This is a genomic window from Gilliamella sp. App4-10 (genome assembly GCF_001690495.1).
Lineage (GTDB): Bacteria > Pseudomonadota > Gammaproteobacteria > Enterobacterales > Orbaceae > Gilliamella > Gilliamella apicola_G.
On record NZ_LZGS01000035.1, the window covers coordinates 465,387 to 489,381 of the forward strand.

The 23,995-nt window shown below is 35.1% G+C and carries 19 protein-coding genes and 4 tRNA genes; 13 read left to right on the plus strand and 10 right to left on the minus strand.

Annotated features, from left to right (window positions below):
* The first annotated feature begins 2 nt into the window (after positions 1-2).
* Positions 3-347, plus strand: a complete 345-nt coding sequence (locus A9G23_RS11930; protein WP_141674922.1) for an IS3 family transposase — start codon at positions 3-5, stop codon at positions 345-347.
* Here A9G23_RS11930 and A9G23_RS07165 read toward each other — a convergent pair.
* The 4 genes from A9G23_RS07165 to manD all read right to left on the minus strand — a co-directional run bounded on the left by A9G23_RS07165 (position 310) and on the right by manD (position 5,473).
* A complete protein-coding gene (locus tag A9G23_RS07165) occupies positions 310-1,791 on the minus strand; it encodes a mannitol dehydrogenase family protein (protein WP_065586942.1) in 1,482 nt (493 codons plus the stop codon). The genes A9G23_RS11930 and A9G23_RS07165 overlap by 38 nt on opposite strands.
* A 23-nt stretch (positions 1,792-1,814) precedes the next feature.
* Complete coding sequence (locus A9G23_RS07170; RefSeq protein WP_280642560.1) at positions 1,815-3,164, minus strand: MFS transporter; 1,350 nt, start codon at positions 3,162-3,164, stop codon at positions 1,815-1,817.
* A gap of 62 nt (positions 3,165-3,226) precedes the next feature.
* Positions 3,227-4,243, minus strand: a complete 1,017-nt coding sequence (locus A9G23_RS07175) for a Zn-dependent oxidoreductase (protein WP_065586943.1) — start codon at positions 4,241-4,243, stop codon at positions 3,227-3,229.
* A 15-nt stretch (positions 4,244-4,258) separates the two neighbouring features.
* Positions 4,259-5,473, minus strand: a complete 1,215-nt coding sequence (gene manD / locus A9G23_RS07180) for a D-mannonate dehydratase ManD (RefSeq protein WP_065586944.1) — start codon at positions 5,471-5,473, stop codon at positions 4,259-4,261.
* A gap of 291 nt (positions 5,474-5,764) precedes the next feature.
* Between manD and A9G23_RS07185 the strand changes: the two genes are divergently transcribed.
* Positions 5,765-6,340, plus strand: coding sequence for an anthranilate synthase component II (locus tag A9G23_RS07185; protein WP_081296981.1), 576 nt, complete (start codon positions 5,765-5,767; stop codon positions 6,338-6,340).
* A gap of 1 nt (position 6,341) precedes the next feature.
* Positions 6,342-8,096 (plus strand): aminodeoxychorismate synthase component I, encoded by a 1,755-nt coding sequence (gene pabB / locus A9G23_RS07190; protein WP_065586945.1) that lies wholly within the window; start codon positions 6,342-6,344, stop codon positions 8,094-8,096.
* Positions 8,097-8,140: 44 nt separating this feature from the next.
* On the opposite strand, the gene A9G23_RS07195 is transcribed toward pabB, so the two are convergent.
* Genes A9G23_RS07195 through A9G23_RS07205 form a run of 3 tightly spaced genes read right to left on the minus strand, consistent with a single transcriptional unit; the run spans position 8,141 to position 11,622 of the window.
* A complete protein-coding gene (locus A9G23_RS07195; RefSeq protein ID WP_065586946.1) occupies positions 8,141-8,725 on the minus strand; it encodes a PqiC family protein in 585 nt (194 codons plus the stop codon).
* Complete coding sequence (gene pqiB, locus A9G23_RS07200) at positions 8,725-10,362, minus strand: intermembrane transport protein PqiB (protein WP_065586947.1); 1,638 nt, start codon at positions 10,360-10,362, stop codon at positions 8,725-8,727. The genes A9G23_RS07195 and pqiB overlap by 1 nt, the downstream gene beginning before the upstream one ends.
* A gap of 15 nt (positions 10,363-10,377) precedes the next feature.
* The gene (locus A9G23_RS07205; protein ID WP_065586948.1) at positions 10,378-11,622 is read right to left on the minus strand and encodes a PqiA/YebS family transporter subunit; all 1,245 of its coding nucleotides are present in this window, start codon (positions 11,620-11,622) and stop codon (positions 10,378-10,380) included.
* A gap of 522 nt (positions 11,623-12,144) precedes the next feature.
* Here A9G23_RS07205 and recA point away from each other — a divergent pair.
* The 10 genes from recA (at position 12,145) to rarD (ending at position 19,780) form a co-directional block, all read left to right on the plus strand.
* The gene (gene recA / locus A9G23_RS07210) at positions 12,145-13,191 is read left to right on the plus strand and encodes a recombinase RecA (protein WP_065586949.1); all 1,047 of its coding nucleotides are present in this window, start codon (positions 12,145-12,147) and stop codon (positions 13,189-13,191) included.
* Positions 13,184-13,690, plus strand: coding sequence for a regulatory protein RecX (locus A9G23_RS07215; protein ID WP_176700269.1), 507 nt, complete (start codon positions 13,184-13,186; stop codon positions 13,688-13,690). Before recA ends, A9G23_RS07215 begins: the two co-directional genes overlap by 8 nt.
* A 201-nt stretch (positions 13,691-13,891) precedes the next feature.
* The gene (alaS, locus tag A9G23_RS07220; protein WP_065586951.1) at positions 13,892-16,525 is read left to right on the plus strand and encodes an alanine--tRNA ligase; all 2,634 of its coding nucleotides are present in this window, start codon (positions 13,892-13,894) and stop codon (positions 16,523-16,525) included.
* A gap of 140 nt (positions 16,526-16,665) precedes the next feature.
* A complete protein-coding gene (gene csrA / locus A9G23_RS07225) occupies positions 16,666-16,866 on the plus strand; it encodes a carbon storage regulator CsrA (RefSeq protein ID WP_065586952.1) in 201 nt (66 codons plus the stop codon).
* A 123-nt stretch (positions 16,867-16,989) separates the two neighbouring features.
* A tRNA-Ser gene (locus A9G23_RS07230) sits at positions 16,990-17,082 on the plus strand.
* 19 nt (positions 17,083-17,101) lie between these two features.
* Positions 17,102-17,178: transfer RNA gene (locus A9G23_RS07235), tRNA-Arg, on the plus strand.
* A gap of 18 nt (positions 17,179-17,196) precedes the next feature.
* Positions 17,197-17,273 (plus strand) — tRNA-Arg (locus A9G23_RS07240).
* A 20-nt stretch (positions 17,274-17,293) separates the two neighbouring features.
* A tRNA-Arg gene (locus A9G23_RS07245) sits at positions 17,294-17,370 on the plus strand.
* Positions 17,371-17,523: 153 nt separating this feature from the next.
* Positions 17,524-18,816, plus strand: a complete 1,293-nt coding sequence (gene serS / locus A9G23_RS07250) for a serine--tRNA ligase (protein ID WP_065586953.1) — start codon at positions 17,524-17,526, stop codon at positions 18,814-18,816.
* 70 nt (positions 18,817-18,886) lie between these two features.
* On the plus strand, positions 18,887-19,780 hold the full coding sequence (gene rarD / locus A9G23_RS07255) for an EamA family transporter RarD (protein WP_065586954.1): 894 nt from the start codon (positions 18,887-18,889) through the stop codon (positions 19,778-19,780).
* Positions 19,781-19,831: 51 nt separating this feature from the next.
* On the opposite strand, the gene pflA is transcribed toward rarD, so the two are convergent.
* The 3 genes from pflA to focA all read right to left on the minus strand — a co-directional run bounded on the left by pflA (position 19,832) and on the right by focA (position 23,993).
* Entirely contained in the window at positions 19,832-20,611 is a 780-nt protein-coding gene (pflA, locus tag A9G23_RS07260; RefSeq protein ID WP_218058807.1) for a pyruvate formate lyase 1-activating protein, read from the minus strand.
* A 183-nt stretch (positions 20,612-20,794) separates the two neighbouring features.
* A complete protein-coding gene (gene pflB, locus A9G23_RS07265; protein ID WP_065586955.1) occupies positions 20,795-23,077 on the minus strand; it encodes a formate C-acetyltransferase in 2,283 nt (760 codons plus the stop codon).
* A 67-nt stretch (positions 23,078-23,144) separates the two neighbouring features.
* Positions 23,145-23,993, minus strand: a complete 849-nt coding sequence (focA, locus tag A9G23_RS07270; protein WP_081296984.1) for a formate transporter FocA — start codon at positions 23,991-23,993, stop codon at positions 23,145-23,147.
* Positions 23,994-23,995 lie beyond the last annotated feature (2 nt).

The window sequence follows — 23,995 nt, forward strand, 5'->3', positions numbered from 1 at the left end:
CAATAAAAAGAACAAGAGTTAATCGCTTAAACTCAACGACTGAGTTACAACGCGCTTTTTCGGCTTATGCCTATTGGTACAATCATAAACGATTACATTCTTCGTTAGGCTACTTGCCTTCCGTTGAATTTAAAAAACACTTACCCCTTAATTTTTTGTTTGAAATGTGTTGCTATTTCAATGAAATAAATATAGAAAGGTTATTTGTACTAAATTGGAGTACAAGTGAAAAGTGTAACGCCCTTGCAGGCAATTACACTTTGTTTTTATTAATTATGTTAGTTGTGTTAGTAATGTTTAAAAAAAACTTTAAAAACTTTCTGCTAATTGTTCAACTGACTTTTTAGCGCCAGTATCCCGCAAAGCTAAATAAGCTTTAGTTACCTGTTCAACAAAACATTTATTGTTAGGTAGATCATCACCAAATACATGTGATAATGACAATAGCGATTTTACCCGTTCTTGATTATCTTGGCTGTTTGCTACTAGTTCTTTCAACTTATCAGCAATTGGATCACTTATCTCAATCATCTTACCTGCATCATCAGTCCCACTTACATATTTCATCCAAGCTGCAATACCTAAAGCTAGGCAATCAAAAGGTGTGTTATTCGCTAAATGAAAACGGACTGAATCGAGCATACGTTGGGGTAATTTTAAAGTACCATCCATGGCTATTTGCCAAGTACGATGTTTTAAACCTGTATTGCGATAACGATCAAGCAACGAATCGGCATAAGCCTGTAAATCAACTCCTTTTACTCGTAATGTGCTTGCTTGTTCATTTATCATCAAATGTCTTGCAGCTTTCACATAATTAGGATCTTGCATGCATTCATCAATATGTAAATAACCTGCTAAATAGCCTAAATAAGCTAAAAACGAGTGACTACCATTTAACATACGTAGCTTCATCTCTTCATAAGGCAAGACATCACTAACAAGTTCAGCACCGGCTTTTTGCCACTCGGGTCTGCCAGCAACAAAGTTATCTTCAATAACCCATTGCTTAAATGGCTCTCCGGCAACCCCAGCCGGATCTTCAATGCCACCCAGTTGTTTTTGGATTTTTTCCATGGTTTCAGGTGTCACGGCAGGTACAATTCGGTCAACCATTGTTGATGGGAATGTCACATTTTGGTCGATCCAACTAGCCAAACTTGGATCACGTTGTTTGGCTAACGCCAAAACAACATTACGTGTCACGTGACCGTTTTCTGGCATATTATCACAAGACATTACCGTAAACGGCTTTAAACCTTTTTCTTTACGTAAACGTAATGCCTCAACAATCACACCCGGAACAGTTTTCGGTTTAGCGGGATTTTCAATATCGTGTTTAATCATCGGGTTATTTAGATCAATTGATGCTGTTGAGGGTAAATAATAATATCCCTTTTCAGTGACAGTTATTGAAACAATAGCGATTTCAGGGCGTGTCATAACCTCTAATATTTTTGCAATACCATCAATATCAGCATGTAATGCCTCTTTGACAACCCCGACAATTCGCGAATTCCAATTATCGTAAGCCATTTCGCAAACACTAAATAGGTAGTCTTGCTGCTTTAAATCTTCAATTTGTTTTTCACCACCAATTAAATTAACTTCACAATATCCCCAATCACTTCCATACTTTGCAGCCAAAATGTCAGTAAAAAAAGCTTGATGAGCACGATGAAAAGCACCAAAACCAAGATGTACTATTTTAGTTTTAAGCTTGTTTCGATCATAATTCGGTACAACGACCTTTTCAGGTAGTTGTGATAAAGTTAGATTTGATAGTTTCATTATTTTTCCTTCAAAACCTTAAATTATAATGCAGCATCATTTAAATCAGATAAATCACGATCTTTAATTTCTGGCATAAAAATCGCTGATATCAAACCAATACAAGAATAAACAATGATCATAGCAACAATTGGCCACCAATCGTTAACAATATTACAGAAAATTCCGGCTAATAAAGGACCAAATCCGACTGCAATAAGACCTCCGGCTTCTTTAGATATTGCCATTTGAGTAAAGCGATTACGAGCACCAAACATTTCCGCCATAGTAATATTTTCTAGCGCAAATAACCCTAGTACTGCAATGTTATGAATAATAATTAAGCATAACATTATAGTGCTAACTGAATAACTTTTATCAACAACAATAGATAGCATTGGATAAGCAAGAATAATTGAAGAAACAGTCAAAACAATATATGGAATTCGTCGACCAATTTTGTCAGATAACCACCCTAAAAAAGGAATAGTAACAAATCCTACAATAGAACTAATCATTAAAGCATCTGTAGGTATACCTTTTTCGAATAATAAAGCCTGCACCAAGTAACCTGCTAAAAAAGTTTGAATTAACCCTGAATTTCCTGCTTGCCCAAAACGTAAACCAGTTGCTAGCCAAAATGATTTACTTTTTATCATTTCAACTAATGAAATGTGTTTGATTGGTTGTTTGTCATTAATTGATTGGGTATTTACATCATTAACACCATCAAATACAGGGCTTTCTTTTAAGTTCATTCTAAGCCATATCGCAAAAATCATAACAATCGCACTTACAAGGAAAGGTACTCTCCATCCCCATGCAATTAGCTGTTCTTTATCTAACAAAAAAAACATAACTGCCCAAATTGCAGTAGCGCTCAATGTACCGCAATTAGTGCCCATTGCAACTAATGAAGAAATAATTCCTCTTTTTCCTATAGGTGCATATTCTGCAAGCATAGTGCCCGCCCCTGAAATTTCAGCACCAGCACCCAAACCTTGAACTATTCGTAAGAGGACCAACATTAAAGGAGCTAAAATACCTACTTGAGCATAAGTTGGTAATACACCAATTAGTGTTGTACAAATACCCATCATAGTAATTGTAATAAATAATACTTTCTTTCTACCAATTGCATCTCCCATTCTCCCAAAGATAAAAGCACCAACAATTCGGGCAATGTATCCTGCCCCATAGGTTCCCATAGCTAAGATTAGTGCCATAATTGCCGATTGTTCGGGGAAAAATATTTCACGAAATACTAGTGCAGCGCCTAAAGAATATAATTGAAAGTCCATAAATTCTAATGCTGTTCCAAGCCATCCAGAAACAGCCGCTTTAACTAAATCTGAAGCATTTCTTTCACATTTAATCTTTCCTATGTTATTCATATTTTACTCGCCTTATAATTTTATATATAAAAGATCATCAATAAAAATGTGTTTAAAAATTCCTAACTAATAGTTAGTAACACCTTGCAACACTGTTCTTGATCTTTTTCAAAAGTTTCTATCGCTTGAATGACTTGCATATAATCGAATTGATGTGTGATTAACTTTTGCGGGTCAATTAATTTTTTCTTAAGCCAATCAATTACAACTGGAAATTTATTAGCATTTAATCGAGATGAAAAAATAGATAATTCTTTACTTGTAATACCTTGCTGAGTTATCTGACAGGCATCACTTGAGAACCCCATAATTAAGATTCTTGCTGCTGGTGATGCAATACTAATTGCTTCTTGCAAAATGGATGGATGACAGGCTGCATCTATAATAACCGTCGGTTTAATACTGAGCTTATCCAGCTCATCTTTTAAAGATAAAAAGGTATTGTTTATTACTCTGTCAGCACCACTAATTTTTGCCATATTTAAACGTTCTTCAATTCGATCAACAACAATAACCTCTTTAACGTTATAAACTCCTTTTAACGCTTGTACTGAAGTTAGTCCCATTGGGCCTGCACCATAAATTAGTACAATATCATTTTCAGTTGGTTTTAAATGGCTGGTTGCATTTGCTGCGATAGTAAATGGTTCAATCATCACTGCAAACTCATCACTAATTTCATCTGGGATAACATAAGCATTTTTACTTGGAACTACTGCGTACTGACTAAATCCACCATCTCGATGAACACCCAATACAGTAAGAGATGTACAAACATTAGGACGACCTACTAAACAAGAATAGCAGTGCCCACAACTAATAACTGGATCGACAGATACTCTTTCTCCAATTCTAGATCTATCAACCCCTTCACCAACTTCATCAATCACACCAAAAAATTCATGACCAATAACTCGTGGATATTTAACAAATGGGTTATGTCCGCGGTATATATGGCTATCTGAACCACAAATACCTGCTAATTTTACTTTTACTCTTACTTCCCCATTTGCAGGCTGAGGAACTTCTCGTTCCTCAATTACCAATTCATTAGGTTGTTTGATTACAATACTTTTCATATAACCTCCTATAATTTACCAATTCCACAACGTACCATCATCTAAACGAGCAATTGGTAAGTAAGCTGGTTTGTATGGATATTTTTCGGCAAGCTTTTCATCAAAATCTATACCAAGGCCTGGTTCATCGCTTGGGTGCATATAGCCATCATTAAAAGTCCAGTTTGGTGAAAAGACTTCTAGCATTTGCTCTGAATAACCCATAAATTCTTGCACACCAAAATTAGGTACCCACATATCAAAATGCAGTGCAGCTGCATGGCAAATTGGGGATAAATCAGATGGTCCGTGGGATCCTGTTCTTACTTGATAAAGTGCAGCAAAATCAGCAATACGGCGCATATGAGTAATACCGCCCGCATGGGTAATTGTAGTTCGAATATAATCAATCAATTGCTCTTGAATAAGTTGTTTACAATCCCAGATGCTATTAAACACTTCACCAACTGCAATTGGAGTGACTGTGTGTTGGCGTATCAAACGAAAACATTCTTGATTTTCGGCCGGTGTCGGATCTTCCATCCAAAACAGCCTGTAATCTTCTATACTTTTTCCAAAACGAGCAGCTTCGATTGGTGTTAAACGGTGATGCATGTCATGTAGTAGATGCTCATTAAAACCAAATTTATTTCGTACGGCATCAAACAATTTAGGCATAAAATCGAGGTATTTCTCTGTTGCCCAACATTGTTCTTCTGGGTAATTGCCACGAGTGGCGGGTTCGTAAGCTAGGTTTTTCCCTTTACTTTGACCATAGGTTGTCTTCATACCCGGTATACCACATTGCACACGAATTGCTTTAAACCCCATTTCCTTATGTTTAGCATAGTCATCTAATGCTTCGTCAATGCTTGCACCAGTAGTATGACAGTAAACCATAACTCCTGTGCGCGACGCGCCTCCTAATAACTGGTAAAGAGGCATGTTGGCTAATTTTCCTTTAATATCCCACAGAGCCATATCAATGGCCGAAATAGCTGACATAGTCACAGGACCACGACGCCAATAGGCGCCTTTATAGAAATATTGGAAGATGTCTTCTATTTGATGCGGATCGCGCCCAATTAGTTGAGGGCACAGATGATCTTTAAGATAAGAAGCTACGGCCAATTCACGTCCATTAAGCGTTGCATCACCAACACCATAAACTCCTTCGTCGGTGGTTATTTTTAATGTGACAAAATTTCTTCCTGGACTGCATACAAAAACATCTGCTTTTACAATTTTCATTCAATACCTCTCATGTAAATTTAGACGTTATTAAAATAACAACACAAATACTACCATACAAGTAGAGTTGTATGTTTTTTGTGAAATCAATCACAGAAAAACTGCTTTTTGTAAAAAAGTTTCATTAAAAATATTGTTTAAGTATAAAAGAGAGATAAAAAGAGGGTAAAATCGCAATGATTTCTTTTTTTAAGTGTATTAACGATATAATAAAGCCTGTTACGACTGGATTTTAACTGTTACAGTTACCGGTTTTTAAATCAATATGTTTTGTAATTAATGGACTGTATTTTGATATTATTAATAGATAATTATGATTCTTTTACATTTAATATTTACGATTATTTATGCCAAGTTGGCGCCGAAGTTAGAGTTATCAAAAATGACGAACTAACAATCGAACAAATAAAAGAACTAAGCTTTTCTAAAATTATCATTTCTCCCGGCCCAGGGGCACCAATTCATGCAGGAATATCACTTGCTATTATTGCCGAATTTGCTCATATTTGCCCGATACTGGGTATCTGTTTAGGACATCAAGCGATTGCTCAATATTATGGTTACCGTATTGCCAAAGCACCAATACCGATGCATGGTAAAGTTGATGAAATAACGCATGATGGTCAGGGGGTATTTAAAGGAGTCAAAAACCCGCTTTCAGTGGTTCGCTATCACTCATTAATTGCTTGTGATAATTTTTCACAAGAAGATTCTCACCTGATTGTAACCGCTCGAAACAATCAAGGGTTGATTATGGGATTGCGTCATAAATCGTTACCCATTGAGTCAGTTCAATTCCACCCTGAAGCGATAAAAACCGAATCAGGTTTACAAATGATTAATAATTTTGTCCATGAGCAATCTTGATATGAAAATTTATATAGATTTTGAAAATCAACATAAATATTTTTGCAATCCTATCGCCATTTTAAGATCGAATGATTACTCGACAATTAAACAGCAATTCGATTTAATCGAAAAATTTACGCAACAAGGTTTTTACGCGGTTGGGTATCTCGCTTATGAAAGCGCAACAGGGTTAAATAGCGAAAATAAAACAAAACATAATGATGAGGTCCATCAAGGTTTACCACTATTGTTATTTGGTATTTTTGATCATTATTCTATCGTTGAACAAGTAGAAATAAGTGGTTATACACCGTCAAGTTTTAACTTAATTAGCGATACATTAATGGATGAATATAATCAAAAAATTGACTTTATTCGATCACAAATTGAATCAGGTAATACTTATCAAACCAACTATACGATTCAATTTACCGCACCATTTAATGAAAGCGCTATTGATTATTACCACTTTTTACAAAAAAACAATCAGGCAGATTATTGCGCTTATCTTGAGTTTGATGATTATCATATTTTATCCATCTCACCGGAATTATTCTTTAAGTTAGACAATAAAATTATTACGACAAAGCCAATGAAAGGGACAACTGCACGCGGCTTAAATAATCAACAAGATAAACAACAGTTAAAATTATTATTTTCTGAAAAAAATCAGGCTGAAAACATGATGATTGTTGATTTGTTGCGTAATGATTTAAGTCGCATTGCAAAACCAGGAACAGTAACGGTGCCTGAATTATTTTCAGCTGAAAAATATCCAACGGTTTGGCAATTGACTTCAATAATTCAAGGTGAATTGAAAGAAGATGTCAATTTATATCAAATTTTTCAAGCCCTATTCCCTTGCGGATCAATTACCGGTGCCCCAAAAACCAGTACCATGCAAATTATCGCAGATATTGAAAACTCACCACGTGGCGTTTACTGTGGGACAATTGGTTACATTGAGCCCTATATGAATAAGGCCATATTTAATATCCCAATTCGTACATTGACCATACACAACCAACAGTTGCGTTATGGTGTTGGCGGGGGGATCACTTGGGATTCGACATCCCAAGACGAATATAGCGAGATCTTGGCTAAAACAGCAATTTTGCATCGTACTACTTCTACTCCAAAATATATCATTGAATCGTTATTGCTTGAAAAAGGGCAATTCTTTTTATTGAATGAACACTTAAGCAGGCTTGCCCAATCAGCTGATTATTTTGATTTTAACTGTGACATTCACGCAATTAAGTTGCAACTTATTAAGTTAGCAAATTCAATGCCTAACAATATTTATAAAGTAAGAATCTTACAGCAAAAAGATGGGCATTATACTATTAGTAAAGATATCATTAACACTCCGATAGACATTAATGAAATTCAACTTGCAACACAGTGCGTTGATAACCAAAATGTCTATTTGTATCATAAAACATCAAATCGTGAGCACTTTCCGGATTTAACTGTAGGAAAAGAATATATTAATTTTAATCAACACAATGAGATAACTGAATTTGTTAATGGTAATCTCGCGTTACTGATTAATGATCAATGGGTGACACCTAAAAAAGAATCAGGATTATTAGCTGGCACCATGCGACAATTTTATTTGGATCACAATCAATTGTTAGAAAAAACGATTTTAAAAGATGATCTGGTAAATGCCGATAAAATCGCTTTTATCAATAGTGTTCGCAAATGGGTGGAAATTGATGATAAGGTTTTTAGTCAGTTCAAACTGTCACTAAGATCTATTGCTATTTAAGTTTAGACATTCCGTCAGCACGCTGAAGGAATGTCAGTGTAACACTAATGCTTTATTGAGTTTGCAAAGTCTAGTTCTTCATCTTGCCATCCTTTCGATAGCGCTTTAACTAAAGCATCATAGCCATTGGTTGCTAAAGGAACATGGCGCTCAAATGGTTTGATTTCAATATTATTTTTACGGTCAGTAACAACCCATCGGCCTTTAATTATCGCATCCCCCGTATAACTGCCATGAAAGCTATCTATAAATAATTTTACCGTTAGTGTTGGTGTTGTAATTGACTTACTGGATACTAAATAATTAGGTAACATGGCCGTTAAATCCTGCGTTAATCGGTCTTGAAGCTGCTGAGATAACGTTGATACCCATAAATGGTTGATTGCTGTTTCATATTTGATATTATCGGTTTGTAATACGATGCCGGGTTTATTTAAAAAACTCGCCACATCAACTGACTCAATCCAAATAAATTGATTCGTGGTTTTCATGTTTTGCGATACAGGAATCTGTGAATTGCTAGTGAGTTGAAAATAACTTTTACTCGGGTTGCTAGCTGAGCAACCCGCTAATATAGCGAACAATGACATAAATACGACTATAAGTAGTTTTTTATAAATTCTGTTCATTATTTTTTACCTTTTGCTTGAGGTTCTTGATCTTTTTTCGCTGGAGCAGAAAAAATCAGTGCATTACTTTTATCATTAAGCGTATTGAGTAATGGAGTAAGTTCGTCCATCATGTGTTGCACTTTTTGTAAACTCTCTTTCATTTGATTGTTGAGTTCAGAACCTGGCTGTAAGCCTTTCATTGTTTCATTTAGTGAACGTAAAGTCTTTTGCAAATCTTTTGGCATATTCTGCATCTCTTTACTAGCCATAATCTGATTTAATGATTCCATTAAATGTTGGCTTGAAGCTAATGATTGATTAAACTGCGATAAGGTATTGTTAAATGGTAATTTATTAAAGTTATCTAGTAACTGCATAATTTTTGCTTGAATTTGCGCAATACCAGTCGAGGTTGTCTCAATTGTATCGTAACCAAACTGCTTAGCTAGTTTGGGATCATATTTGTTTTTTAGATCAGGATAAAAATCAAGATCTATATACAGTGCACCAGTGAACATGTTTGATGTTTTTAATGAAGCTCTTAACCCATTTTTTTGCTCTTTCATAATCACTGCGGCAATGTCGATCTTTTCATCAACAAGTTCAGATAAACGATCAGGTTCGATTCTGATTAATATCGGCACTTTTTTATTTAAAATGGACGATTTTTCTAGCATTTCAGCAGTATAAAATGGCACTTTAGATACTGTGCCTAACCTAATACCATGATATTCAACAGGTACACCTTCTGACAATCCAGATATAGAATCAGAAAGCATAATAAGAAATTCTTTATATTCAGTATATTGTGAATCTTGGATGGATTTTTTATCTTCATATAATTTATAAACTGCATTTTGCTCCGCAGGTGCACCTAATTTAGATCCATCAGGTAAATCAAAACTGATTCCACCAGACATTAATACATCTAAAGAAGGAACATCTAAGTTTGCACCTAGAGATGAGAGTGTCAAATTAATTCCCCCCTCTTTCCAAAAGCGGACATTTTGTGTTACTAAGACGTCGTAAGGTTTAGTAATAAAAATTTGATATTTCATCTTACGCGCTTCAACATCAAATTCTGAGGTTTCAACATTACCTACACGGTAGCCATGAAACATAACAGAAGCACCTCGAGGAATTACACCGTTTTGCTCACTTTCGAGATTTAAACGAATTCCTTTAATACTTGGATCGGACAATGGCGGTGTATCAGAAAGCACGAAAGGTTTATTTTGAAAACTGTGAGTATCGTTTCCGGCAATTAATTCTATATATACACCCGATAAAATAGTCCCCAATCCAGTCACTCCATCACGACCAATTTCAGGCTTGACAACCCAAAAAATCGAATCATTTTTTAATAGTGGAACCATATCATTATAAATTCGACCTTTTATTACCACTTGCTTGTAGTCATCCGATAAAGTCACTTCATCAACTATACCGACATCAACGCTACGGTTTTTAATTACCGTTTTTCCAGCAACAATACCACTGGCATCTTTTGCAAGCAATGTGAACGAAGTACCTTTATTGGTAAAATGAGAGTAGATTATCCATAGACCAACAATTGCAGTAACAATGGGAATAATCCATATTGCTGAAATAGCTCTAATTTTAATTATTTTTGCTGATTTACTTGATGTTGCCATATTGTTCCTATTAATCTATTGTCTATTTTGCGGACGATCCCAAATTAAACGAGGATCAAATTTTTGTGATGCGATCATTGTGATAATAACGACAGTTGCAAAAAAGGTAACGCCAATATCTGGATAAACCCCCATCATTTGTTGATTTCTCACTAAAGAACAAACAACAGAAACCACAAATATATCTATCATTGACCATTTACCAATAAACTCAACTGCAGTGTACAATTTTTTCATTTTTAAGCAATTACGTTTATTTTTTCGTTTTACTGCTAGTGCAAAATAGCAAAGCCAGCTTAAAGAAATGATTTTTAAGATTGGTATAATGACACTAGCAATAAAAATGACAAGAGCAACAGGCACATCGCCTGCTTGCCACATATAAATAACACCATCCATAATATTTGAAGTAGATGATGCCCCTAAAACAACAGTTATCATAATTCCAAATAAATTAGCGGGAATGTATAAAATCAATGAAGTAACCAACAAAGCTAGGGTCCATTGTATTTTATCACGATCTCTAATTTTGCTTTTTTGCTTACATCTTGGACATTTTATATATTGCACAGGCAATATAGCCTGACAGCATTTGCATAGTTTTAAATTTTGACAAATGCCTGTTTTACCAACTTTTAATGTATCTGTAGCAAAGTTATTCCGATGAATTTCATTCCAAATTGCTTCTGGCGAAAAAATAACTAAAGACTTTATATAAAAAAAGACAAATAGACAGAACGCCCAAAATGTGCCAGTCACACCAATACTGCCATAACTCATTAATTTAACAAAACTAACTAAAATACCAGTAAGAAATATTTCAGGCATACACCAATGCTGAAACTTTTCATAAACAATAAGTAGATCTCGTTTCCGATACTTTGTTAACCGTAGCTTGGAGCAGAGAAAGACGATAATTACTAAATTAACTATCGGAAAAAACAAAACAAATAAGATAAAAAGTGCTGAAATATAGCTATATTTATCAAAAAAAAGGGTTTTAGGAATATCTAATACGCTAATACCGATAAAATTACCCACAATACGAATATCAATAAAGATAAAGCCACAGGCTACGATAATCATAATTAATGAACAAACTGCATAGATAGTAGCTCTAAACTTCATATTATTATTGTTTTTAGCTAACGTTGTATTACAACGTGAGCAAACAGCTTTATGCCCTATAACTATATCAGCTAATTCTATGACCAAATCACAGTGTGAGCATAAAACATAATGTTGTCTATCAATGGCCATTATTTTCCTTATTTGATATATATTTTAACCTGTAAAAATATTACAGATTAGTATAGCGTTAAGTATAAAAACTGATGAATTATTTTAAACAATCACTTGATAAATAATTACTTTAATAAATAAAGTGTGATTAAAAAGTTATTTAAAGCCAATAATTAAAAAGGTATTTTTATGAAAATATTACTGCATTGCATTAAATTAGTAGAATTTGATTATTATATTGTGTAAATAACAATCTCTATAAAACACATTACTTTTCTTATTTAAAGAATCATTATTAGTTTAATTTAATCGAGTATTATAATCATAAAATTAATAGAATAATCCAATAAATGTAATCTTGAATATCAATATTTCATCACCATCTGTTAGTTTCCATTATTAAACTCAACCATTATTCATAAAAATTTGTGAAGTAATTCCCGTAATTAACTAAATGATTGCTCTGTATAAAAAAAACTTGATACTGTATAATAATACAGTGTAATATATCCATATCTTAACTCACTGGAGTTTTATAATATGAACGAAAACAAACAACGCGCACTTTCCGCTGCATTAAGTCAAATCGAAAAACAATTTGGCAAAGGTTCGATTATGCGTTTAGGCGATACCCAAACGTTAGATGTAGATGCGGTATCTACTGGTTCTTTAGGATTAGATATTGCATTAGGTATCGGTGGATTACCAATGGGCCGAATCGTTGAAATTTTTGGCCCCGAATCATCAGGTAAAACAACACTCACTTTATCTGTCATAGCACAAGCTCAAAAAGAAGGTAAAACTTGTGCATTTATTGATGCCGAACATGCACTCGACCCAATTTATGCCGCAAAATTAGGAGTGCAAGTAGACGACTTATTAGTGTCTCAGCCAGATACAGGAGAACAAGCACTCGAAATTTGTGATGCATTAGTTCGTTCTGGTGCGGTTGATGTTATTATTGTCGATTCAGTGGCTGCATTAACGCCAAAAGCAGAGATCGAAGGTGAAATGGGCGATTCTCATATGGGATTGCAAGCCCGTTTAATGTCACAAGCATTACGTAAATTAACTGCGAATATCAAAAATGCAAATTGTTTAGTTGTTTTTATTAACCAGATTCGTATGAAAATTGGTGTTATGTTTGGTAATCCAGAAACCACAACGGGTGGTAATGCTCTTAAATTCTATGCATCAGTACGTTTAGATATTCGTCGAACAGGTGCGGTAAAAGAAGGTGAAGATGTTATTGGTAGTGATACGCGCGTAAAAGTCGTAAAAAATAAAGTTGCCGCACCTTTTAGACAAGCAGAATTCCAAATTCTTTATGGCTGTGGCATTTCTAAAGAAGGAGAATTGATTGACTTAGGAGTTAAGCATAAGTTGGTCGATAAAGCTGGAGCATGGTATAGCTACAATGGCGAAAAAGTTGGCCAAGGCAAAGCTAACTCAATTAAGTTTTTACAAGAGCATCCTGAAATCGCTAAAGAACTTGAAACTAAACTACGTGATCTATTATTAAATAGTCCTGCAGTTTTTACGACTGATGAAGGAAATATTTCATCAGAGGATGAAAACTTTGAATAAGAATACAAACCTCAATAAATCAATTCTAAATAAAGCTGTGCAATTACTTGCACAGCGAGATCACTCTTCATATGAACTGGGACAAAAAATAACATTTTTTTTTGCCAAAAAGCTACAAAGTACAGATGAAAAATATCACGATCAATTAGCTACACTGAAAACTGAAATACTAGATGTAATTGAATATTGTATTAATCAAAATTGGATTAATGATGAACAATATATTAAAAATTATATTGTTATGCGTGCAAATAAAGGTTATGGAAAGTATAGAATTGCAATGGAGCTTAAACAACGAGGGTTATCAGTTGATTTGAGTCGACAATTATTACAGATGTCTAATATTAACTGGGCAAATCTTGCATATAAACAATTAATAAAAAAGCTAAAACTAATTGACTTTAAAAACAATCATAAAAAACAAAAAGTTATTAATTTTTTGATTGCGAGAGGCTATACACAAGATGATATTAAAACTGTGTCCAATTTATTGACTTAAGTAATTATAATATCTAGAATACAATATATGTAATTTAATAAAATTGATTACAAAAAGCTCACTAATTCTTTTTTATTTTTTCCTTATTTACTTGTAATATTAACTAGCTTCAACCCGATTTAAGAATATTTACTTTTCAACTTTAGTTGTAACGGGTATATTACTATGTTTAAAAATCTATCGTTTTATATGGAAGCATAAATGAAAAGTACTGCAGAAATTCGTCAAAGTTTTCTTGACTTTTTCCGTGGCAAAGGACATCAAGTTGTCGCAAGTAGTTCCCTTGTTCCACACAATGACCCAACACTGTTATTTACTAATGCCGGAATGAATCAATTTAAAGATGTATTTCTAGGTGTTGATAAGCGTTCTTATACTAGAGCAACAACATCGCAACGTTGCGTCCGTGCTGGTGGTAAACATAATGATTTAGATAATGTTGGCTATACTGCTCGACATCATACTTTTTTTGAAATGTTAGGGAATTTTAGTTTCGGTGACTATTTTAAGCATGATGCAATACATTTTGCATGGGAATTATTAACCAGTGAAGAATGGTTTAATCTACCTAAAAATAAGTTAACGGTTACCGTTTATGAGACAGATGACGAAGCGTATGCAATTTGGGAAAAAGAAATAGGTATACCAAAAGAACGCATCATTCGTATTGGTGATAATAAAGGTGCTCCATATGCCTCAGATAATTTCTGGCAGATGGGTGATACTGGTCCTTGTGGTCCATGTACCGAAATTTTCTATGATCATGGTGATCATATTTTTGGGGGACCTCCTGGCAGTGCTGAAGAAGATGGTGACAGATTTATCGAAATTTGGAATATTGTTTTCATGCAATTTAATCGCCATCCTGATGGCACAATGGAACCATTACCAAAACCATCAGTCGATACAGGTATGGGACTAGAACGTATTGCTGCAGTTTTGCAACATGTAAATTCTAATTATGAAATAGATGTATTTAAGAAATTAATTCAAGATGCAGCTAATATTATTCAAACTAAAGATTTAGAAAGTAAATCACTCAGAGTTATTGCTGACCATATCCGTTCTTGTGCTTTTCTAATTTCGGATGGTGTTTTACCTTCGAACGAAGGTCGAGGATATGTATTACGCCGTATTATTCGGCGTGCAGTGCGCCATGGGCATATGCTAGGAGCAAAAGATATCTTCTTCTATAAGCTGGTTAAACCATTAATTGACGTCATGGGAAGTGCAGCAGTCGAATTAGAAAATAATCGAGAATTAGTTGAAAACGCACTCAAAATTGAGGAAGAACAGTTTTTAAAAACGCTAGAGCGAGGGTTATCTTTGCTTGATCAAGAGTTAGCTAAAATAACTGGTGAAGTTTTACCTGGAGATGTTGCGTTTAAACTTTATGATACTTATGGCTTCCCGTTAGATCTAACAGCTGATGTATGCCGAGAAAAAAATATTAGTATTGATGAATCTGGCTTTAATCAATGTATGGAAGAGCAAAGGAAACGAGCCCGCGAATCAAGCTCATTTAATGTCGATTATAGCAATGTTATTAAACTTGATGATATAACTGAGTTTTTAGGCTATCAAGCAACAGAATCATCCGGAAAAGTTATTGCTATATTTAAAAATGGTCAAAAAGTTGAAAGTATTAGTGCTGGCGATGAAGCTATCGTCGTTTTAGACAAAACGCCATTTTATGGAGAATCTGGTGGTCAAATTGGTGATAAAGGCTTATTAACAGCAGCTAATCTTGAATTTAGGGTTTTTGATAGTCAAAAATATGGTAAAAGTATTGGCCATTTAGGAAAAATTGTAAAAGGTTTTTTAAAAGTTGGTAATAATATCACTGCAGCTATTGATGTAGAATTACGCGAACGTATTCGTCGTAATCATTCTGCTACACATTTATTACAAGCTGCCTTGCAACGTGTTTTAGGTAACCATGTTCATCAAAAAGGGTCTTTAGTTAACGATAGCTATCTACGTTTTGACTTTTCACATAATCAAGCCATTACGTCAGAACAAATTATTGAAATAGAGAACTTAGTTAATCAACAGATTCGTCGCAATTTATTAGTAGAGATTGAGCTAATGCCAATTGATAAGGCGAAAGATAAAGGCGCAATGGCTTTATTCGGCGAAAAATATGAAGATATCGTTAGAGTTTTAACTATGGGCGATTTTTCAATTGAACTTTGTGGTGGTACTCACGTAGATAGAACTGGAGATATTGGTTTATTTAAAATAATATCAGAATCAAGCATTGCGTCTGGTGTACGTCGTATCGAGGCAACGTCAGGGCAAAATGCAATGGATATGATACATAATGAATCCAACTTATTAACTCAAATTGGACAATTAGTTAAAAGTGACAAATCTACAGTTTTAGCACGCATTGATCAATTACTCGATCAAACTAAACTGCTTGAAAAAACAATTGAGCAATTAAAAGCACAGAAAGCTAGCCAAGAAAGTGTACAATTGCTTAACCAATGTGAAAAAATAAATAATAAAAATCTGTTAATTGCTAAACTTGATAACGTTGAAGCAAAATTATTACGGACTATGATTGATGATCTTAAAAATCAATTAAAAACAGGCGTAATTATTTTAGCTGCTATCAATGAGGGCAAAATTAATATAGCTGCAGGTGTCACTAACGATTTAGTCAATATAGTTAAAGCTGGAGAACTAGTTTCTCAATTAGCATTAAAAGTAGGTGGTAAAGGTGGTGGGCGACCTGATTTCGCCCAAGCAGGTGGAATGGATCTTTCAGCATTACCAGAAGCGTTGTCTTCTGTGAAAAAGGAAATCAGTAATAAATTACAAGCAAGTTAGCCAGATATACTCAAATGTTTGTTAATTAAATATTAGAGTATATCTGTAAAATTCCGTCTTTCTGTCTTATTGATGGGGGGCTGACGAAGCTATATCTTAAAATTGTTTGGATATATACTTAACTGATATTAGGAGATCTAATGTTAATTTTAACTAGGAGAGTAGGTGAAACACTAATAATTGGTGACGATGTAGTTATTACCATCTTGGGCGTAAAAGGAAATCAAGTCAGAGTTGGTATTAATGCACCTAAAGAAGTTTCTATTCATAGGGAAGAGATATATAACAAAATTCATCAACCACAGGTTACAAACGATGAATTATCGGAGACAAGAGAGTAATATTGGGCAGGAAATAAACAACCAGCACGCGTAAACAAAAAAATGTTTGACTTATTTTTTGTAAAACGTAATATGTGCGCCACACATTATGATTTTGTTGTTAAAGCAGAGTCATAATGTTTTGGTGAGATGGCCGAGAGGCTGAAGGCGCTCCCCTGCTAAGGGAGTATGCGGTCAAAAGCTGCATCGAGGGTTCGAATCCCTCTCTCACCGCCATTTTAATAAATTAAAATATGCATCCGTAGCTCAGCTGGATAGAGTACCCGGCTACGAACCGGGCGGTCAGGGGTTCGAATCCCTTCGGATGCACCATTTTAATAAATTCAAAACGCATCCGTAGCTCAGCTGGATAGAGTACCCGGCTACGAACCGGGCGGTCAGGGGTTCGAATCCCTTCGGATGCACCACTTTTTTAACGAACTTACACGCATCCGTAGCTCAGCTGGATAGAGCACTCGGCTTCGAACCGAGCGGTCAGGGGTTCGAATCCCTTCGGGTGCGCCATTTATGTTGAATCCCGATATAATTCTAGTATACTAAGCTCACAAATTTTAATATCAATAAATCAATCTACTTTTTGATTTATATGTTCTGTTATCTATATTAGAATAACAGCAAAGTAGAAAGATATTCCCTAATTAATAATGGACATTATGTATGTTAGACCCAAATTTACTCCGAAATGAATTGGATCTTGTCGCTAAGAAATTAGCACGTCGTGGATTTAAATTAGATATTGATACTATTCGTCATTTAGAAGAAAAACGCAAAGTATTACAAGTTGAAACTGAGAACTTACAAGCTGAGCGTAATGCTCGCTCAAAAGCGATTGGTCAAGCAAAGGCTCGTGGTGAAGACATCACAGCTGTTCGTGAAGAAGTCAACAAGCTAGGTGAAAAACTTAATAGTGCAAAAACAGAGCTTGAAACATTACTCAATCAAATTAAAGATATTGCCTCTACTATCCCAAATATCCCTGATGATTCTGTACCTGATGGTAAAGATGAAAGCGATAATATCGAAATATCACGTTTTGGTACACCAAGGACATTTGATTTTCCAGTTCAAGATCACGTTGCATTAGGTGAACGTTTTGGTGGGCTTGATTTTGCAGCTGGTGTAAAACTAACAGGTGCTCGTTTTGTGGTTATGAAATCGCAAATAGCGCGCTTACATCGTGCTATCACCCAATTTATGTTAGATTTACACACCGAACAACACGGCTATGCCGAAATTTATGTACCGTATCTTGTAAATCAAGCAACGCTTTTTGGCACAGGACAATTACCTAAGTTCGCTGGGGACTTATTTCATACTAAACCGCTTGACGAAGAGACAGAGAGCAGTAATTATGCATTAATTCCAACCGCTGAAGTGCCAGTCACTAACCTTGTACGCGATGAAATTCTTGATGAAAGTGTATTACCATTAAAAATGACAGCGCATACTCCTTGCTTCCGTTCAGAGGCGGGATCTTATGGTAAAGACACTCGTGGCTTAATTCGTATGCATCAATTTGATAAAGTAGAATTGGTTCAAATTGTTAAACCTGAAGAATCTATGAAAGCGCTAGAGGAGCTAACTGCTCACGCAGAAAAAGTATTACAATTACTTGAACTGCCATATCGGAAAATTGTACTGTGTACTGGTGATATGGGCTTTGGCTCATGTAAAACCTATGATCTGGAAGTATGGGTACCTGCTCAAAATACCTATCGTGAAATCTCTTCTTGTTCAAATATGTGGGATTTCCAAGCTCGACGTATGCAAGCTCGTTATCGTAATAAAGCTGACAATAAAACATATTTAGTGCATACACTAAATGGTTCTGGATTAGCAGTAGGTCGAACGCTGGTTGCCATTATGGAAAATTATCAACAAGCAGATGGCACAATTAAAATTCCATCTGTTTTAGTTCCTTATATGAATGGCGTTGAGTTTATCGGATAAGATATTTATATATAACATAGACAATAGCGCTAATAATTAGCGCTATTTTTTTATTAAGGTAGGTGGAGAAATGATAAAAGGAGTCGTGCTTTCAATACTGGCATCATGTTTATTTGGGCTACTTTATTACTATCCAGTTTTATTACATCCCTTATCTGTTGTTGATATTTTTTGTTGGCGATTATTAACATCGTTTCCTGCAATAGTTGTATTGATCATTGCAGGAAAACAATGGTCAGCTATAACTGCACTAGTTAGGCGAATAAAAGAACAACCTCTTCTTTTATTGGGGCTATTATTTTCTTCGTTTTTGCTCACAATACAGATGATGATTTTTATCTGGGCGCCACTTAATGGACATGGATTATCCGCCTCACTAGGTTATTTTTTATTACCATTAGCAATGGTGATTTCTGGACAGATCGTTTATAAAGAAAATCTTAGTTTTTTACAAAAAATTGCGGTTGGACTTGCTGTATTAGGCGTTGCTATTGAAATCTACATTACAGGTGCATTTTCATGGGAAACAGTTGTTATCGCCTTGGGGTACCCAATATACTTTATAGTAAGGCGCAAATTGCAAATAGATGGCATTTCTGGCACGTTTTCTGACTTTTTGTTTATCTTCTTAGGGTGCATTATATATTGTGCTCTAAACTATCGTTTAGACAAAATAATCAGTGATCTTTCTCATTTCCATATTTATATCCCTATGTTAGGTATCATCACTGCGGTTGCTTTTGCAATGTATTTCGTTGCTAGTCGTTTATTGCCCATGGGATTATTTGGCTTAATGGGATACGTGGAACCCGTACTACTAACACTTATTTCAATAGTATTTTTACATGAAACAGTCTCATTAAGGCACATTGTGTCATATGGATTTATTTGGCTATCAGTTTGTATTCTAGCTTTGGAAGGTGGGATTTTTGTTATGCGAGCAATAACACGCAAAAGAATTTAATGGATGCAAAGAAGGCACTATCCATTGTGCCTTTTGCTAACCGTTTATCTATTATTTACTAAAAGTGACATAATGACCATAACTTTCTATGATGCTTTTGATCCTATCAAGCGTTTCTCTTGGTGGCGATTCAACCCCTTCCAACTTATATTTATCACCAAGCGTATCCCATTTATATGCCCCCATTTTATGGTAAGCAAGCAATTCTACACGCTCAATATTGTCCATCCCTTGAATAAATTGACCAAGCAAATGTGCTGAATCATCATCATCGGTCCATCCAGGAACAACCACATAACGTATCCAAGTTCGTTTATTGATTTTTTGTAAATATTTGGCAAACTCAAGAACCCGCTTATTAGGAACGCCGACTAATTTTTGATGTATTTCATCATTGACTTGTTTTAAGTCAAGCATGACTAAATCCGTCACTTCTAAAAGTTCATCAACAACATGATCGAGCTGTCTTGCATAACCATTAGTATCTAAACAAGTACTAATACCCTCTTGGTGACAAGCTCTAAACCATTCAGTAACAAATTCAGCTTGTAAAGTTGCCTCACCGCCAGAAGCCGTAACACCACCACCATTTGGCATAATAAAACTTTTGTAAGAAACAATCTCTTTCATAAGCTCATCAACAGTGACTTCTCGACCTGCTTTTACATCCCAAGTGTCACGGTTATGACAATATAAACAACGCATTAAGCAACCTTGAAAAAAAACAATAAAACGAATCCCAGGACCATCAACAGTACCAAAAGATTCAAAAGAATGGATTCGACCTTTAATAGGTGTCTTTGTTGTCATAATAATATTTTGTTGTTCCATAGATAATCTCTAATCATTGCTCATATCGCTTTTTAATAATTTTAACGCCGTACCCGTACCACCAAGCTTACACCAATCGTATTGATATTTTTTAATTAAAATTAATACCAATATTGTTGAGGCTTGATAAAAAAATAGCGCCCTAAAGGACGCTATTTTCGGTAAAGTAATCCATTAACTAAATTACATTGATTGCGTAAATGTACGACTAATTACGTCATTTTGTTGTTCTTTAGTTAATGAGTTGAAACGTACTGCATATCCAGAAACACGAATAGTTAATTGTGGATATTTTTCAGGATGTTCCATCGCATCTAACAATGTATCACGATTTAATACGTTAACATTTAGATGTTGGCCACCTTCAACTGTTGCTTCGTGATGGAAGTAACCATCCATTAAACCGGCTAAGTTACGTTTACGAGCACTATCATCTTTACCTAATGCATTTGGAACGATTGAGAAAGTATAAGAAATACCATCTTTAGCGTAAGCAAATGGTAGTTTAGCAACAGAGGTTAATGAAGCCACTGCACCTTTTTGGTCACGCCCATGCATTGGGTTAGCACCTGGTCCAAATGGTGCACCAGCACGTCGTCCGTCTGGAGTATTTCCTGTTTTCTTACCATATACAACGTTTGATGTAATGGTTAATACTGATTGAGTAGGAATTGCGTTACGATAAGTTTTAAGTTTTTGAATTTTCTTCATGAAACGTTCAACTAGGTCAACTGCAATATCATCGACTCGAGGATCATTGTTACCGAATTGTGGATATTCGCCTTCAATTTCAAAATCAGTCGCTAAACCATCTTCATCACGAACCGTTTTCACTTTTGCATATTTAATTGCAGACAGCGAGTCAGCAGCAACAGAAAGACCAGCAATACCACATGCCATAGTACGAATAACATCACGATCATGTAACGCCATTAATGATGCTTCATAACTATATTTGTCATGCATGTAGTGAATAGCATTTAAAGCTGTTACATATTGTTTTGCTAACCAATCCATAAAGTGATCTAAACGAGCAAATACTGTATCAAAATCTAAATATTCATCAGTGATTGGAGCTTCTTTAGGACCAACTTGCATTTTTAACTTTTCATCCACCCCGCCATTGATTGCGTATAGAAGAGTTTTAGCAAGATTTGCACGCGCACCAAAGAATTGCATTTGTTTACCTACAATCATTGGACTTACACAACATGCAATAGCATAGTCATCATTATTAAAGTCAGGACGCATTAAATCATCATTTTCATATTGTAATGATGAAGTATCAATTGATACTTTAGATGCGAACTCTTTAAATCCACTTGGTAATTTTTCAGACCAAAGGATAGTCATATTAGGTTCTGGTGATGGCCCCATTGTATATAAAGTATTTAAGAAGCGGAAAGAAGTCTTAGTAACTAAAGTACGACCATCAACCCCCATACCTGCGATAGATTCAGTCGCCCAAATTGGATCGCCAGAGAATAATTCATCATATTCAGGAGTGCGTAAAAAACGAACCATACGTAATTTCATAACGAAATGGTCAACAATTTCTTGTGCATCTTTTTCAGTAATTAATCCTGCTTCAAGATCACGTTGGAAGTAAATATCAAAGAAAGTCGATGTACGACCTAATGACATCGCAGCCCCATTTTGTGATTTAACCGCAGCTAAATAACCAAAGTATGTCCATTGTACTGCCTCTTGAGCAGTTTTCGCCGGTCCGGAAATATCAAAGCCATATTTAGCAGCCATTTCTTTGATTTGACCAAGTGCACGATGTTGTTCTGCGATTTCTTCACGACGTTGCATAGTCATTGCTAAATCAACACCATTTTCAAAATCTGCTTGTAATGAATTAAATTGTGCAAATTTGTCTTGCATTAAGTAATCAATACCATAAAGTGCAATACGACGGTAATCACCAATGATACGACCACGACCATAAGCATCAGGAAGACCTGTAATGACACCTGATTTACGACAACGAAGAATATCTGGAGTATAGATATCGAAAACACCTTGGTTATGAGTTTTACGATACTCTGTGAAGATTTTTTTGACTAAAGGATCAAGCGTTCTATTATAAGCCTTACAAGAATTCTCGATCATTTTGATACCACCAAACGGGATAATAGCACGTTTTAATGGTTTTTCAGTTTGTAAGCCAACAATTTTTTCTAAATCTTTTTCAATATAACCTGCATCATGAGCAGTAATTGTCGAAATAACACTGGTATCAAAATCCACGGGGGCATGGGTAGCATTTTCAATTTTAATGCCTTCCATTACTTTATCCCATAACTTAGTTGTAGCATCTGTTGCACCAGCTAAGAAAGACTCATCACCTTCATATGGCGTGTAGTTCTTTTGAATAAAATCGCGGACATTAACATTATTTTGCCAATCACCATCTTTAAATCCTTTCCAAGCAACTGCTTGTACTTCGTTTAAATTACTCATAATTTTCACCTCAGGTTTACAAAAATATCTATTTACTCTCTTATACATAAGGGTAAATATTTTAAAATCAATGTGGCTTGCGTAGATATAAAGCCCAATAAGGTAGTGCTACAGCTAAACCACCTAAAATATTCCCTAGTGTAACTGGGATTAAATTGTTAAACACAAAATGCGCTATAGTTAGCTCTTTAAATGTATCTGATGATACGCCAACCGCTTGCCAAAATTCAGGAGAAGCAAAATTATTAATCACAATCCCCATAGGAATCATAAACATATTTGCAATACTATGTTCAAATCCACTTGCAACGAACATTGCAACAGGTAAAACCATGATTAACATTTTGTCTAGCAAACTGCGCCCAGCATAACTCATCCAAGCCGCTAAACACACCATTAAATTGGCAAGAAAACCAAGACACACTGCTTCAATAAAGGTATGATGTAATTTATGGTCAGCAGTTTGTAGAACATTTAATCCCCACAAACCATTGGCAACCATATACTGACCTGAAAACCAAATAACTGTGACAAACAGTATAGCACCAATAAAGTTACCGATATATACTAAAATCCAATTACGGATCATTTTCACCCAGCTCACTTTATGAGTCATTTTAGGTAAAATCGTTAATACTGTTGAAGTAAACAAGTCAGAACCACAACAAACAACCAACATAAGTCCTAATGAGAAACAAATACCACCTACCAATTTTGCTAAACCAAAAGCAACGGTTGCAGTTCCGGTTGTTACAGTAATATAAAATACGAAAGCGATAGAGATAAAAATACCTGCAAGCATTGCGGATAACATTGTGCTACATAGGGGTTTATTTACTTTGTAATTGCCAATGTCTTCGGCAATTTGGGTCATTTGTGCGGGAGAATAGGAATCTACAAGTTTATCGGTACTCAAAC